We start from the raw sequence: 13,859 nt of genomic DNA on the forward strand, positions 1-13,859 counted from the left end.
CCTCACGCCAGGACCAGCCGCTCGGCCATTTTGCCCAGCCGGATCCGGGCGAGAGCCAGATTGCCCTCCGCGCGATCGAGCCAGAGATGGACGAAGACGCTGCTGTCGAAGGCGGTCTCGACGAAACGGAGGATGTGGTACCCGGTGCGGGTGGTGACGATGACGTCCTCGACGGGGGGTGGCGATCCGCCAACCGCCTCGTCCGGCAACGCGGCCGACGGACCGGTCGCCTCCAGGGCGAAGGCGGGTTGCTCGGCCGCCATCCTCGCGACCTCGGCGGTCTCCGCGGCGGTGGCCTCGTGGTCGCCGTTGGGCGATTCGCCGATGGTGCCGAGGGCGAGGCCGCTCGTCCAGTCGACCACCGCGGCGCCGCGGGCGCCGGGCAGCCTCATGACTTCGAGCAGGCACTCGTCGATTCCGGGCACGCGCACTCCCCTCCCGACGTGGCGTACGGCTGTGACCCAGAGGCTACGCAACGTGCCCGCGCCGGGCGGGAGTTCTGGCATTTTCCATAGGTACATGCGCAACGGATCTTCGGACACAGGTACGAAGGATCTTCGGAGGGCGCGGGAGCTGTGCCGGAACGTCCCAGCACACAGGGGGCGGGTGTCGTCGCTCCACGGTGTCGGCGCGAAGCTGTTGACTATGAGTATTCAGTTCATCAGTATGTGAATAGAAGATTTACATACACGAGGAGGCATCGCCATGTCAGGACCCCGCCCCGTACGGGCGCCGCGCGGTACGGAACTGAGCACCCTGGGATGGCAGCAGGAGGCCGCTCTGCGCATGCTGCAGAACAACCTCGACCCCGAGGTCGCCGAGCATCCCGACAAGCTCGTCGTCTACGGCGGCACCGGCAAGGCGGCCCGCGACTGGCGCTCGTTCGACGCGATGGTGCGCACACTGCGGACGCTCAAGCAGGACGAGACGATGCTCGTCCAGTCCGGGCGTCCGGTCGGCGTCATGCAGACCCACGAGTGGGCGCCGCGGGTCCTGATCGCCAACTCCAACCTGGTGGGCGACTGGGCGAACTGGGAGGAGTTCCGCCGCCTGGAGGCGCTCGGGCTCACCATGTACGGCCAGATGACCGCCGGATCGTGGATCTACATCGGTACGCAGGGCATCCTGCAGGGCACGTACGAGACGTTCGCCGCCGTCGCGGCCAAGAAGTTCAACGGGACGCTGGCCGGAACGATCACCCTGACCGCCGGACTCGGCGGTATGGGCGGCGCCCAGCCGCTCGCCGTGACCATGAACGACGGCGTCGCGATCTGCATCGACTGCGATCCGCGTGCCATCGAGCGCCGGATCGAGCACCGCTACCTGGACGTGCGCGCCGACTCCCCGGAGCACGCACTCCAGCTGGCCACCGAGGCCCGTGACGCCCGTAAACCGCTGTCCATCGGTCTGCTGGGCAACGCGGCGGAGCTGCTGCCGCGGATGCTCGCCGAGGGCGCGCCGATCGACATCGTCACCGACCAGACCAGCGCGCACGACCCGCTCTCCTACCTCCCGCTCGGTGTCGACTTCGACGACATGGCCTCGTACGCCGCCGAGAAGCCCGCCGACTTCACGCAGCGCGCACGGGAGTCGATGGCCAGGCACGTCGAGGCGATGGTCGGCTTCATGGACGCCGGGGCCGAGGTCTTCGACTACGGCAACTCGATCCGCGGTGAGGCCCAACTCGCCGGATACGACCGGGCGTTCGACTTCCCCGGATTCGTGCCCGCCTACATCAGGCCGCTCTTCTGCGAGGGCAAGGGGCCGTTCCGCTGGGCCGCCCTGTCCGGCGAGGCGTCGGACATCCACAAGACCGACAAGGCGATGCTCGAACTCTTTCCGGAGAACGAGTCGCTGCACCGCTGGATCAAGATGGCCGGTGAACGCGTCCACTTCCAGGGACTGCCCGCCCGGATCTGCTGGCTCGGCTACGGCGAGCGCGACCGGGCCGGTGAGCGGTTCAACGACATGGTGGCGAGCGGTGAACTGGCCGCTCCGCTGGCCATCGGGCGCGACCACCTGGACTGCGGCTCCGTGGCCTCCCCGTACCGGGAGACCGAGGCCATGCTCGACGGGTCCGACGCGATCGCCGACTGGCCGCTGCTGAACGCCATGGTCAACGTGGCGTCGGGGGCCTCCTGGGTCTCCATCCACCACGGCGGCGGCGTCGGGATGGGGCGTTCCATCCACGCCGGGCAGGTGACCGTCGCCGACGGTACGAAGCTGGCGGGCGAGAAGATCCGCCGTGTGCTCACCAACGACCCGGGCATGGGCGTCATCCGGCACGTGGACGCCGGCTACGACATCGCCGAGTCGGTCGCCGCGGACAAGGGCGTGCGCGTACCGATGACGGAGGACGAACGATGAGCGAGCCGTCCGGGGCCGGAGCCGCGGGCGGAAGCCGCAGTGGTGGCGTCCCCTCGTCCGGGGCCGGGACTCGGCCGTCCGGGGCGGGAGCCGGGGCTGCGGCCATGGGGGGCACCCGGCAGTCCGGGGTCACAGCCGGGGCCGTGGCAGACGCCGGAATCCGGCCGTCCGGGGCCGGAGCGTCGTTCCGGGCCATGTGGCGGGAGCTGGCACCCATCGGCCGGCATCAGGACAGCGGCGGCTACCGCCGTTACGCCTGGACCGGGGCCGATGCCGACTGCCGCGCCTGGTTCCGCGCCCAGGCCGAGGCGCGCGGACTCACCCATGAGGTCGACCGGAACGGCAATCAGTGGGCCTGGCTCGGTGACCCCCTGGCCGGGGACGCCGTCGTCACCGGATCGCACCTCGACTCCGTGCCGGACGGCGGCGCCTTCGACGGGCCGCTCGGCGTGGTCTCCTCCTTCGCCGCGCTCGACGAACTCCGCCGCAGGGGAGCTGAGTTCACCCGGCCGCTGGCCATCAGCAACTTCGGCGACGAGGAGGGGGCCCGTTTCGGACTGGCCTGTGTGGGCTCCCGGCTCGCGGCGGGACAACTGGCCGTCGAGGCGGCCCACCGGCTCCGCGACGGCGACGGCATCACGCTGCCGCAGGCCATGGAGGCGGCCGGATACGACGCGGACGCCATCGGCCCCGACCCCGAACGGCTCGCCCGCATCGGCGCGTTCGTCGAGCTCCATGTCGAGCAGGGTCGCGCCCTCGACCTCACCGGCGACCCGGTCGGCATCGCCTCCGCGATCTGGCCGCACGGGCGCTGGAGGTTCGACTTCCGGGGCGAGGCCAACCACGCGGGCACCACCCGGCTGGCGGACCGCCGCGACCCGATGCTCACGTACGCCGAGACGGTGCTGGCGGCGCGCCGCGAGGCGGAGCTCGCCGGAGCCCTCGCCACCTTCGGCAAGGTCGCCGTCGAGCCGAACGGTGTCAACGCCATCCCCTCCCTCGTCCGTGGCTGGCTCGACTCCCGTGCCGCCGACCAGGACCGCCTCGACGCCGTGGTCGGCGGCATCGAGCGGGCCGCCCGGGAACACGCCGAGCGGGCCGGGATCGACCTCGACGTCGTACGGGAGTCCTTCACGCCCGTCGTGGAGTTCGAGCACGCCCTGCGCGACGAACTCGGCAAGATCCTCGGGGGCCGGGGCGAGGTGGACCGGGCCGTACCCGTCCTCGGCACCGGAGCCGGACACGACGCGGGTATTTTGTCCGCTTCGGTCCCGACCGCCATGCTGTTCGTACGGAACCCCACCGGTATCTCGCACTCGCCGGCCGAGCACGCCGCCGAGGACGACTGCGTGGCCGGGGTGATCGCACTCGCCGATGTACTGGAAGGTCTCGCGTGCAGCTGACAACGGAGCCGACGGGCAGGCCCGTCACCGTGACGTACTGGTTGTCCCACGCCTGGCTCGGCACCCATGTCGAGCCGGGCGTAGCCCTGGACGTGTCCGGCGGGATCGTCGCGGGCGTGCGCACCGGCGTCGCCACCCCGCCGCCGGGGGCCACCGTGCTGCGCGGACTCACCCTCCCCGGGCTCGCCAACACCCACTCGCACGCCTTCCACCGTGCCCTGCGCTCCACCGTCCAGGTCGGCTCCGGCACCTTCTGGACCTGGCGCGAGACCATGTACCAGATCGCCGCCCGGCTCACCCCCGATTCCTATTACGACCTCGCCCGTGCCGTGTACGCCGAGATGGCCCTGGCCGGCATCACCGCGGTCGGCGAATTCCACTATCTGCACCACGCGCCGGGCGGCACCCCTTACGACAACCCGAACGCCATGGGCGAGGCGCTGATCGCGGCCGCGGGCGAGGCCGGTATCCGGATCACGCTGCTGGACACCGCCTATCTCTCCGCCGGATTCGGCCGGCGCCCCACCCAGTACCAGCAGCCCGACCACCACCAGCTCCGCTTCTCCGACACCACCGCCGACGCCTGGGCGGAACGCGCTTCCCTCCTCAAGGGCGGCGACCACGCCCTGATCGGCGCGGCCGTCCACTCCGTGCGCGCCGTCCCGGCCGCGCAGCTCGCCACCGTGGCCGCGTGGGCCGAGGAGCGGCAGGCCCCGCTCCACGTCCACCTCTCCGAACAGACCGCGGAGAACGACGCCTGCCTCGTCGCCCACGGCTGCACCCCCACCCGGCTGCTCGCCGATCACGGCGTCCTCGGCCCGCGCACCACCGGCATCCACAACACCCATCTGACCGGTGAGGACATCGCGCTCCTCGGCGCCTCGGCGACGGGCACCTGCATGTGCCCGACCACGGAACGCGACCTCGCCGACGGAATCGGTCCCGCCGCGGCCCTCCAGCGCGCCGGCTCGCCGCTCTCCCTGGGCAGCGACAGCCACGCCGTGATCGACCTCTTCGAGGAGGCTCGGGCGATGGAGCTCGACGAACGCCTGCGCACCCGGGCGCGCGGTCACTGGACGGCGGCCGCCCTGCTGCGCGCCGCGACCGTCGACGGACATGCCGCGCTCGGCCGGCCCGAGGCGGGCATCCTCGAACCGGGGGCCCCCGCCGACCTGACGACCGTCGCCCTGGACTCCGTCAGAACAGCGGGGCCGGTGCCGCGGCTGGCTGCCGAGACAGCTGTATTCGCCGCCTCCGCAGCCGATGTGCGGCACACGGTCGTGGCAGGCCGGCACACCGTCCGCGACGGGCGGCACACGCTGGTCGAGGATGTCCCCGCGGCGCTCGCTTCGGCGATCGCCGCACTCCACCGCTGAACGAGCCGGCCCGGAGACCGGCGATCCCCGGTCTCCCGGCCCACGGATCGCCGCCCCCGAGCCCCCTGGATCCGGGGGGCTCGGGGGCGGCGCCTCCGGCCCCGAGACCGAGATGAGGGGCGGCGTCCCGACCCGCTCCCCGCAGGCCCTGCCACAGGCCGCCCCGCAAGCCGATCCCCAAGGAGAGCAGTCTCCCCATGACGACGACCGCCATCACCCACATCGCCAGTCTGGTTACCAACGACCCCTCCCTCCGCGCGGATTCCCCCCTGGGTCTGATCCAGGACGCGGCCGTCGTCATCGAGGGCGACCGGGTCGTCTGGACCGGTGAGTCAAGCAAAGCACCCGCCACTGACAACACCGTCGACGCGGGCGGCCGGGCGGCGATCCCCGGCTTCGTGGACTCCCATTCCCACCTCGTGTTCGCGGGCGACCGCACCGAGGAGTTCAACGCCCGGATGTCCGGCCGCGCCTACAGCGCGGGCGGCATCAGGACCACGGTCGCGGCCACCCGCGCCGCCACCGACGAAGAACTCTCCGCCAACGTCGCGCGCTACCTCGCCGAGGCGCTGCGCCAGGGCACCACCACCATCGAGACGAAGTCGGGCTACGGCCTCACCGTCGAGGACGAGGCCCGCGCCCTGCGTATCGCCGCCCGGCACACCGAGGAGGTCACCTACCTCGGCGCCCACATCGTCTCCCCGGACTACGCCGACGACCCGGCCGGCTACGTCGACCTGGTCACCGGAGCGATGCTCGACGCCTGTGCCCCGTACGCCCGTTGGGTCGACGTCTTCTGCGAGAAGGGGGCCTTCGACGGGGACCAGGCCCGCGCCGTCCTCACCGCCGGCCGGGCCAAGGGCCTGCACCCCCGCGTCCACGCCAACCAGCTCGGCCACGGCCCCGGCGTCCAGCTCGCCGTCGAGCTCGACGCCGCGTCCGCCGATCACTGCACCCATCTCACCGACGCGGACATCGACGCCCTGGCCCACGGCAACACCGTCGCCACCCTGCTCCCCGGCGCCGAGTTCTCCACCCGCGCCGCCTGGCCGGACGCCCGCCGCATCCTCGACGCGGGCGCCACCGTCGCGCTCTCCACCGACTGCAACCCGGGCTCGTCGTTCACGTCCTCCATGCCCTTCTGCATCGCCCTCGCCGTACGCGACATGGGCATGACCCCGGACGAGGCCCTCTGGTCCGCCACCGCGGGCGGCGCGGCGGCCCTGCGCCGTACGGACATCGGCCGCATCGCCCCCGGCGCCCGCGCCGACCTGGTCCTCCTCGACGCACCCAGCCATGTCCACCTCGCCTACCGGCCGGGCGTCCCCCTGGTCCACGCGGTCTGGCAGCACGGCGAACGCGTCGTCTGAGTCCGTGCCGCCGCAGCCGGGAGCCCGTGGAACCGGCACCCGTGCGGCTGGGGCCCGCGCATCCGGCGCCCCTGCGGTCGGGAGCCCGTCGAAATCCGCCCAGGGTGGCCGGGAGCCCGCTCATCCGGCGCCCGTGACACGGCGTCACACATGCGGAAGGACCCGCTCGTTGCCGACGCGGGTCCTTCCGCAAGGGGGGCTCGCGGTATGCCGCGCGCGGGTGTTCCGCGGGCACGCGAGCTGCCCGTCATTCCTCCAGCGTCAGCCCCTTGCGGAGCTTGACCAGTGTGCGGGAGAGCAGCCGCGACACATGCATCTGCGAGATGCCCAGCTCCTCACCGATCTCCGACTGCGTCATGTTGGCGACGAACCGGAGCGAGAGGATCGTTCGGTCACGGCCTGGCAGCGAGGCGATCAGCGGCTTCAGGGACTCGACGTACTCGATGCCTTCGAGTCCGTGGTCCTCGTAGCCGATGCGGTCGGCCAGCGCGCCTTCGTGGTCGTCCTCCTCGGGCTTGGCGTCCAGCGAACTCGCGGTGTACGCGTTGCTCGCGGCCATGCCCTCGACGACCTCGTCGTTGGTGATGCCGAGGCGGTCGGCGAGCTCGCCCACGGTGGGTGAACGATCCAGCTGCTGGGCGAGCTCGTCGCCCGCCTTGGCCAGGTCGAGCCGCAGCTCCTGCAGCCGGCGCGGGACGCGCACGGACCAACTGGTGTCACGGAAGAAGCGCTTGATCTCACCGACGATGGTCGGCATCGCGAACGTCGGGAACTCCACGCCCCGACTGAGCTCGAAGCGGTCGATCGCCTTGATCAGGCCGATGGTGCCGACCTGGACGATGTCCTCCATCGGTTCACTGCGGGAACGGAACCGGGAGGCGGCGAACTTGACCAGGGCCAGGTTCAGTTCGACGAGCGTATTGCGGACGTACGCGTACTCGTGGGTGCCCTCTTCGAGGGATTCGAGCCGTTCGAAGAGCGTCTTCGACAGGGCCCTGGCGTCCAGCGGCCCCACCTCGTCGTAGGGCGGGATCTCGGGAAGTCCTTCGAGACCGACGGTGACGCCGTGGTCGTCGAGGCCGGCGGTGGTGTCCGCGCCGATGGTGCTGATGTCGCTGTTGCGCGTGCCGTCTCCGGCGTTCGCGGCAGGGGAGTCCGAGGGGGTCGGTCCCTGAGGACATGCTGACGTCGCGTCGTGCGTGCGCGGTGCGTCGAGCCGGGGTGACATGGTCTCCTCCATCGTTCTCGGCATATGGCTGCCGATGCCCATACGTGTTCCTGCGGTGAAGCGGCGCCTCCGAAGCCGGCCGTGTTTTGGGTGTCCCCCTACCCTTACCCGGTTCGGACAGGCAGTTACAAGCTCCAATTGGGGCTATATGTCCGGTTTGTTGAGGTCTTCGGGTACCGCGTGGCGTACGGAACGCGTACTGTTTCAGTGACGTGAGCGACAGCTACAACGAATCTGCATACGCAGAGACGCAGGCAGTGACGAACGGCGAAGAGGGACGGTCATGGACCGCGGGACGGTCGGCAGTGCGAACCGGGGTCGGCTTCAGGTCGAGGCCCGCACCGAGGGGTGCAGCGAGGTCGTGACGCCGGTGGGTGAGCTGGATCACCACACGGCGGATCTGCTGCGGGAGCCCCTGGAGAACGCGGTCGAACAAGGGCGAGTACGCCTGGTGGTCGACTGCTCGCGACTCGAATTCTGTGATTCCACCGGGCTCAATGTGCTGCTCGGTGCCCGCCTCAAGGCGGAGGCGGCCGGGGGAGGGGTGCATTTGGCCGGAATGCTGCCGGTGGTGGCGCGGGTCTTCGAGATCACCGGGGCCGAGGCGGTCTTCACCGTCCACGACTCCCTCGAAGAGGCCCTGGACGCCTGATCGTGGCGTGTTCCGCGGCCCGGGTGCCTCCTGTGTTGCCCGTGTCACGCGGTCCACGTGGGTGAAGTGGGTGTTGTCACGATTCGGCCGGGCAGAAGACACCCGGCGGGGCCCTCGGGTGACCCGCGCACTCTGTATCTGTACTTGTAACTGTTCGATGGTGACATGGTGAATCGGTGAGGTGAAGCGCTGATGAGCACCACCCGGCAGCATCCGCCGGGCGACCTCGGCCGCGAGCCGGGGGACGCCGGAGCGGGCGCACGCGAGAACGCGGACGCCGGCGCGGCACCCCCCGAGCCGGCCGAGCGGCAGTGGCGCACGTTGTCGCTGCGGGGAATCGCCGGCATCGTGCCGACGGCTCGCGACTTTGCCCGCCAGGCCCTCCATGACTGGGGCTGGCTTCCCGCGTCGAGCGCCGACGGACGCGCCGCCGCCGAGGATGTCCTGCTGGTCGTCTCCGAGCTGGTCACCAACGCCTGTCTGCATGCGGACGGCCCCGAGGAACTGCGTATCGCCTGCACGGCGAAGGTGCTGCGGGTGGAGGTCGTCGACTCGGGCGCGGGCCAGCCCGCGCCGCGCACCCCGCACCGGGCCGGGCGGCCCGGCGGGCACGGCATGTTCATCGTGCAGCGGCTCTGCCTGGACTGGGGCGTCCTGCGGGTGGCGGACCGGGCCGGCAAGACCGTCTGGGCGGAGCTGGCCGCCCCCGCCTGAGGGCTGTCCCGTCATCCGTGGTGGATCGGCGCGCGGCGTCGGATGCGGTGGTCGCAAGGCGGAGGAACGTCCACATAGTGGATGCATGCGGATGTTCCGACAACGCGGCGAGGTGCCGTAGCTGTTGTCGCGCGCCCGCCAGGGATCACGGGACAGCCCTTCGGTCGCGTCCGGCGCATCCTGCCGGGCGCGCGACGCCCGGCACCCCGTCGGGCCCTGGGGTGCGGGGCCCCGCATGTGCACCTTCGAAGAGCGCGCCGGATCGGCGCGCTCTTTGTCTTCCCTCCACAAGGCCCCAGGCGTACCTTGAGCGCCCGATCTGATGTGTCGTCAGTAACTTGCGTCGGTGAGAGACGGCGCGCGGCGACTTCCGGCATGAGGGGAACTCAAGGTGTCCTACCAGAAGCGAACAGCTCTCGCGCTGGCGTCCGCGCTGGCGGGCACGGTGGTGCTGATGGCCGCGCCCGCCGCCCACGCCACGGTCGTGGACGTCGACTACCAGTGCAAGACCCCGATCGGCGACAAGAGCGCCGTGTCTCCGATCGACATCAAGAGCGTCAAGAGCGGCGGTGGCTACAAGCTCACGATGTCCTTCCAGAAGGGCGTGTCGTCCAGCCCCGTCGAGCTGGGCAAGGGGGCGATGAACCCCAGCGCGGTCATCAAGGTCGGGGGCGCCGACCCGGGCCAGGTCCAGGTCTCCGGGGCGTCGAACTCCGCGGCCATACCCGCCAACACCCCCATCAAGATCAGCGATCTGTCGGGTACGTACACGCCGAAGAAGAGCGGCAAGGTCGACTTCACCGCCGGTGTGCTCACCATCAAGGCGCTCGGTACGACCACGACCTGTACGCCCTCCAACAACCCGGGGCCGTCGCTCCAGCTCGATGTGACGGCCGCGGGCAACGCGCAGAGCACCCCGGCGGACAACGGCGGGCAGCTGCCGAAGACCGGCCCGCTCGACTCGGCCGTGGCGCTCGGCACGCTCGGGGGCACGGTGCTGCTGACCGGCGCGGCCGGAGTGCTCTGGCTGACCAGGCGCGGGCAGGGGGCCGTGGGCCGATAGGGCAGTGGGGCGTTTCTTCGGATCGGGACGGATCCGAAAAGGCCCCGGCCGCCCACGAGCCAGCCGCCGTCACGCACAAGGGAGCCGCCCATGCCGTCGCCGCCCGGTCACGCCGCCCGACTCGCCCTCACCGTAGTGCTGTTCGTCCTCGCCATGACGCCGGTGGCCGGTGCCGCGGCCCGGACGCCGATGCCCGGGGACGCCGCCGCGTGGACGGCCCGGCCCGCGGTGAGCGGTCTTGGGGCGGGCGAGGGCAGACCGTACTTCTATCTGGAGGGCTCGCCCGGCGCCGTCCTCCAGGACCGGCTCTCCGTCACCAACCCCGGTACGGCGCCGCTCACCGTGCGGCTGAGCGGTGCCGACGCGTACAACACCGAGGACGGCGGTTTCGGGGTACGCCGCGGCACGGGCTCCACCGGGACCGGTGCCTGGCTGCGGACCGCCGCCGCCGAGGTGACCGTGCCGGCCCGTACCCGCGCCGATGTGCCGTTCGCGGTCACGGTGCCGACGGGCGCGACGCCGGGCGACCACCCCGGCGCGATCGTCGTACGCGGCGGCGACCGCTCGGTGGGCGTACGGATCCAGCTGCGGGTGGGCGGGCCGACGCTGGCCGCGCTCACCGTCGAGGACGTGAGCGTGTCCGGGCGGACGATCCACTACACGCTGGTCAACCGCGGAAACACGGTGCTGGCCCCGCGGATCACCGTCGGCGCCGAAGGGGTGTTCGGGACGCTGCTGCGGCGCGAGGCCCGCACGCCGCCGGTGGAACTGCTGCCCGGACAGCGCGTCAGGCTCGCCGAACCCTGGCGGGACGCCCCGGCCCTGGACTCGGCGACCGTCCGGCTACGCGTCACGGCGGCGGGCGGCGCGCACAGCGAGGCGGCGGCCCGTGCGGTCTTCGTCCCCTGGCTGCCGGTGACCGGCGGCGCGCTGCTGATCCTGGCCGCCGTCGCGGCGGGAGCGTACGCGTACCGGCTCCGGCGCTCGCGCGGACGGCCGTCCGACGGAGCCGACGACGGAGCCGACGACGGCCGCCCCGGACCGCCCTCGGACGAACAACAGCACGCGGAAAGCAGGCACTTGGTGAAGGCGGGAGCGGAATCGTGACTGGACAGGCCGGACCGGCACCACTGCGCCGCGGCGTGCACCGGTGGGCCGCCGCGCTGCTCGGCGTACTGCTGCCCGCCCTGCTGATGCTCTGTGCGACCGGCGCCGTCGCGGCGGGTACGAGGGCCGCGGACCCGAAGCCCTCGGTCACCCTCTCCAAGCAGCAGGCGGGCAAGGGCGGTGACATCACCGTCAAGGGCAGCGGCTGGCGTCCGAACACGCTGCTGATGATGCTGATCTGCGGGCGGTCCACCCCCGACCGCGGGGTGATCGGCGGCACCAACTCCTGCGCCAACGCCGAGGGCCGAGCCGTCACCACCGGCACTGCGGGCGCCTTCAGCAAGAAGATGCCGGTCACCGAGCCGCCCGTGCCCTGCCCCTGTGTGGTCCATGTCGCGACCGTCACCGGAGAACAGGCCACCGCCGACGCCGTGTTCGTCGTCGCGGGCCACCCGGTCGCCGCGCTGCCGAAGGAGACCGGAGGCGGCAGGCTCGCGGTGCTGGCCACCACCCGGCTGGAGGGCGACAGCTCCATTCTCACCTGGTTCGGCGCCCCGCCCTCCCGACAACTGGTCTTCACCGTGGGCAACCTGGGCTCCGCCCCCGTCAAGGATCCGGTCTTCCGGGTCGGCACCGCGCACGGCGTCTTCGCCCCGCAGTGGGAGGAGCGGCAGTGGCGCGGCACCATCGAGTCCGGCCGCAAGGCGCAGATCAAGCTGCCGGTCGAACTGACGGCGGGCGCCCACGGCGACTACCAGATCTCGCTGAAGTACGGCGGCAAGGTCCTGGCCGAGCAGCCGTGGGGGGTCGGCCGCCCCTGGGGCGTCACGCTGTTCTGGATCCTGCTGTGCGTCGTCGTACCGGCCGCGGTGTTCCGCATCGGCATGGCGATCGTCGACAAGGTACGCCCCCGCTCCGCGCGCACCCCGGCCCGTTCCGGACGCCGTCGCCCCCCGCAACTCACCGAGGTGACCGCCAGGCTCCCGAAGCTGCGCCGCCCGGCGGGGCCCGCCGAGGGCCCCGCCGCCGCGCCCACGACCACGACGGCCACGCTGCCGTGGTTCACACCGGATTCCGCACCGTCAGAGAACAGACCGACGACGAAGGGACATTCGTGAGTACGCAACGCAGGACGGTCGCGGCAGGAGTCGCGATGATGCTCGGCGGCGCGGGCCTGCTGCTGGCCGCGAGCCCGGCCCAGGCCGCCGACATCTCGTACAGCACGGAGTGCATCCCCCCGGCCATCTCCGGGCTGCCGGCCGTGCAGGGCACCACCGTGGTGCAGTTGACCGCGCCCGCCGAGGCCAAGGTCGGGGACACCGTCGAGGTGGTGTGGAAGACGGTCGAGGCCGCTTCCAAGAACCCCGACGTGCTCGATCTGGACAAGGACACGGTCAAGCCGACCGGCACGATCAAGGTGGGCGGGGCGGCCACGGGCACCCTCCAGATGGAGGGGCCGCGGCAGAACCCGCCGATCCCGAAGAACAGCGCCATGGTGCTGCCCGACATGAAGGGCACACTGAAGCTGGAGAAGGCCGGTGAAATCACGCTCACACCGGACGCGTACAACATCAACGTCTCCAAGCCGATCTCCACCGACACCAAGTGCTCCCCGAAGGAGACCGTGCAGCCGGGCGCGACCATCGAGGTCACGGACGGCGGCGGATCCACGACGGCGGGGGGTACGTCCTCCGGCTCCACCTCCGGTTCCACGACGGCGGGTGGTACGACCTCGGGCTCGACCACGGCGGGCGGCACGTCGTCCGGCTCCACGACCGCGGCGGGCGGCACGTCGTCCGGCTCCACGACCGCGGGCGGCGCCACCTCGGGCTCCGGCGGCGGCAGCGGTCAGACCGACTTCCCCGGCAAGGAGGTCTCGGTCCACTTCACCTGCACGTCCCCCGGACCGGCCGACATCGCCTCCAAGGTGACGATCAACGCCAAGAAGAGCGGCGGGAGCTACGCGCTCACGGTCAAGACGGCCAAGGGCGTGATGGACAGCCCGGCCGCGTTGCCCGCGGGTGCGCTCAAGCCGTCCATGGACGTCGTCATCGGCGGCGCCGACAAGGGCTCGGTGAAGGTCACCGGACCGGCCAACGCCGCGCCGCTGGAGCAGGGCAAGCCGGTCGACCTGTCCGACATGACCGGCACCTACAAGCCGGGCGCGTCCGGGAAGTCCACGCTCAGCCCCGGCACCCTGACGATCGATGTCACCCTGGGCGGCTCGAAGATCAACATCCCCTGCAAGGTCACGGGATCGGTGACCCCGTCACTGGAACTCGACACCACCGCCCAGCAGGGCGGCGCCTCCGGTTCCACCACGGCGGGCTCCAGCGGTTCCACCGGCTCCGCGGCCGGCGGCACGGCCTCCGGCGGCGGACTGGCCGCCACCGGGGCCGAGGACAACGGCACCCTGCGCGCACTCGGCCTGGTCGCGGGGACGGCGATCCTGCTGGGCGGCGCCGTGTTCACCTTCACCCCGTGGCGCAGGCTGCGCGGCACCAGGTGAGCCCGCTCACGTAACACCGGCACGAGATTCACCGGCACGAGGCTCACGGGCACGAGGTTCACCGGCACGA

The 13,859-nt window shown here is 71.7% G+C and carries 12 protein-coding genes; 10 read left to right on the forward strand and 2 right to left on the reverse strand.

Annotated elements, in window-relative coordinates; genetic code table 11:
* Nucleotides 1–2 precede the first annotated feature (2 nt).
* Nucleotides 3–425 (reverse strand): hypothetical protein, encoded by a 423-nt coding sequence (locus tag ABZ826_RS21200; RefSeq protein WP_361450286.1) that lies wholly within the window; start codon nt 423–425, stop codon nt 3–5.
* A 280-nt stretch (nt 426–705) separates the two neighbouring features.
* On the opposite strand from ABZ826_RS21200, the gene hutU reads away from it, so the two are divergent.
* The 4 genes from hutU (at nt 706) to hutI (ending at nt 6,516) form a co-directional block, all read left to right on the forward strand.
* Complete coding sequence (gene hutU / locus ABZ826_RS21205) at nt 706–2,367, forward strand: urocanate hydratase (protein WP_361450289.1); 1,662 nt, start codon at nt 706–708, stop codon at nt 2,365–2,367.
* A 194-nt stretch (nt 2,368–2,561) separates the two neighbouring features.
* Entirely contained in the window at nt 2,562–3,770 is a 1,209-nt protein-coding gene (locus ABZ826_RS21210; RefSeq protein ID WP_361450445.1) for an allantoate amidohydrolase, read from the forward strand.
* Entirely contained in the window at nt 3,761–5,146 is a 1,386-nt protein-coding gene (locus ABZ826_RS21215; RefSeq protein WP_361450292.1) for a formimidoylglutamate deiminase, read from the forward strand. The genes ABZ826_RS21210 and ABZ826_RS21215 overlap by 10 nt, the downstream gene beginning before the upstream one ends.
* Nucleotides 5,147–5,343: 197 nt before the next feature.
* On the forward strand, nt 5,344–6,516 hold the full coding sequence (hutI, locus tag ABZ826_RS21220; protein WP_361450295.1) for an imidazolonepropionase: 1,173 nt from the start codon (nt 5,344–5,346) through the stop codon (nt 6,514–6,516).
* A gap of 247 nt (nt 6,517–6,763) precedes the next feature.
* On the opposite strand, the gene ABZ826_RS21225 is transcribed toward hutI, so the two are convergent.
* Nucleotides 6,764–7,744 (reverse strand): RNA polymerase sigma factor SigF, encoded by a 981-nt coding sequence (locus ABZ826_RS21225; protein WP_361450448.1) that lies wholly within the window; start codon nt 7,742–7,744, stop codon nt 6,764–6,766.
* A gap of 283 nt (nt 7,745–8,027) precedes the next feature.
* Here ABZ826_RS21225 and ABZ826_RS21230 point away from each other — a divergent pair, with 283 nt between their 5' ends.
* The 6 genes from ABZ826_RS21230 to ABZ826_RS21255 all read left to right on the forward strand — a co-directional run bounded on the left by ABZ826_RS21230 (nt 8,028) and on the right by ABZ826_RS21255 (nt 13,789).
* The gene (locus ABZ826_RS21230; RefSeq protein WP_361450298.1) at nt 8,028–8,396 is read left to right on the forward strand and encodes an STAS domain-containing protein; all 369 of its coding nucleotides are present in this window, start codon (nt 8,028–8,030) and stop codon (nt 8,394–8,396) included.
* A gap of 192 nt (nt 8,397–8,588) precedes the next feature.
* Nucleotides 8,589–9,110: an ATP-binding protein gene (locus ABZ826_RS21235; protein WP_361450301.1), complete on the forward strand. Its 522-nt coding sequence runs from the start codon at nt 8,589–8,591 to the stop codon at nt 9,108–9,110.
* Nucleotides 9,111–9,501: 391 nt separating this feature from the next.
* Nucleotides 9,502–10,173 (forward strand): peptidase, encoded by a 672-nt coding sequence (locus ABZ826_RS21240; RefSeq protein ID WP_361450304.1) that lies wholly within the window; start codon nt 9,502–9,504, stop codon nt 10,171–10,173.
* A gap of 153 nt (nt 10,174–10,326) precedes the next feature.
* Nucleotides 10,327–11,280, forward strand: a complete 954-nt coding sequence (locus ABZ826_RS21245; RefSeq protein ID WP_361450451.1) for a hypothetical protein — start codon at nt 10,327–10,329, stop codon at nt 11,278–11,280.
* Between the two features lie 86 nt (nt 11,281–11,366).
* Nucleotides 11,367–12,398: a hypothetical protein gene (locus tag ABZ826_RS21250; RefSeq protein ID WP_361450454.1), complete on the forward strand. Its 1,032-nt coding sequence runs from the start codon at nt 11,367–11,369 to the stop codon at nt 12,396–12,398.
* 38 nt (nt 12,399–12,436) lie between these two features.
* Nucleotides 12,437–13,789, forward strand: a complete 1,353-nt coding sequence (locus ABZ826_RS21255) for a hypothetical protein (protein ID WP_361450457.1) — start codon at nt 12,437–12,439, stop codon at nt 13,787–13,789.
* The last annotated feature ends 70 nt before the right edge of the window (nt 13,790–13,859 follow it).

It is taken from the genome of Streptomyces sp. NPDC047515 (genome assembly GCF_040643055.1).
Taxonomy (GTDB): domain Bacteria; phylum Actinomycetota; class Actinomycetes; order Streptomycetales; family Streptomycetaceae; genus Streptomyces.

Bases quoted from the DNA above. Each gene is read 5' to 3' on its own strand.
- ABZ826_RS21250 (WP_361450454.1), top strand. From the start codon at position 11,367: ATGCTCTGTGCGACCGGCGCCGTCGCGGCGGGTACGAGGGCCGCGGAC.
- ABZ826_RS21210 (WP_361450445.1), top strand. From the start codon at position 2,562: ATGTGGCGGGAGCTGGCACCCATCGGCCGGCATCAGGACAGCGGCGGC.
- ABZ826_RS21235 (WP_361450301.1), top strand. From the start codon at position 8,589: ATGAGCACCACCCGGCAGCATCCGCCGGGCGACCTCGGCCGCGAGCCG.
- ABZ826_RS21245 (WP_361450451.1), top strand. From the start codon at position 10,327: ATGACGCCGGTGGCCGGTGCCGCGGCCCGGACGCCGATGCCCGGGGAC.
- hutI (WP_361450295.1), top strand. From the start codon at position 5,344: ATGACGACGACCGCCATCACCCACATCGCCAGTCTGGTTACCAACGAC.
- ABZ826_RS21255 (WP_361450457.1), top strand. From the start codon at position 12,437: ATGCTCGGCGGCGCGGGCCTGCTGCTGGCCGCGAGCCCGGCCCAGGCC.
- ABZ826_RS21230 (WP_361450298.1), top strand. From the start codon at position 8,028: ATGGACCGCGGGACGGTCGGCAGTGCGAACCGGGGTCGGCTTCAGGTC.
- ABZ826_RS21225 (WP_361450448.1), bottom strand. From the start codon at position 7,744: ATGTCACCCCGGCTCGACGCACCGCGCACGCACGACGCGACGTCAGCA.
- hutU (WP_361450289.1), top strand. From the start codon at position 706: ATGTCAGGACCCCGCCCCGTACGGGCGCCGCGCGGTACGGAACTGAGC.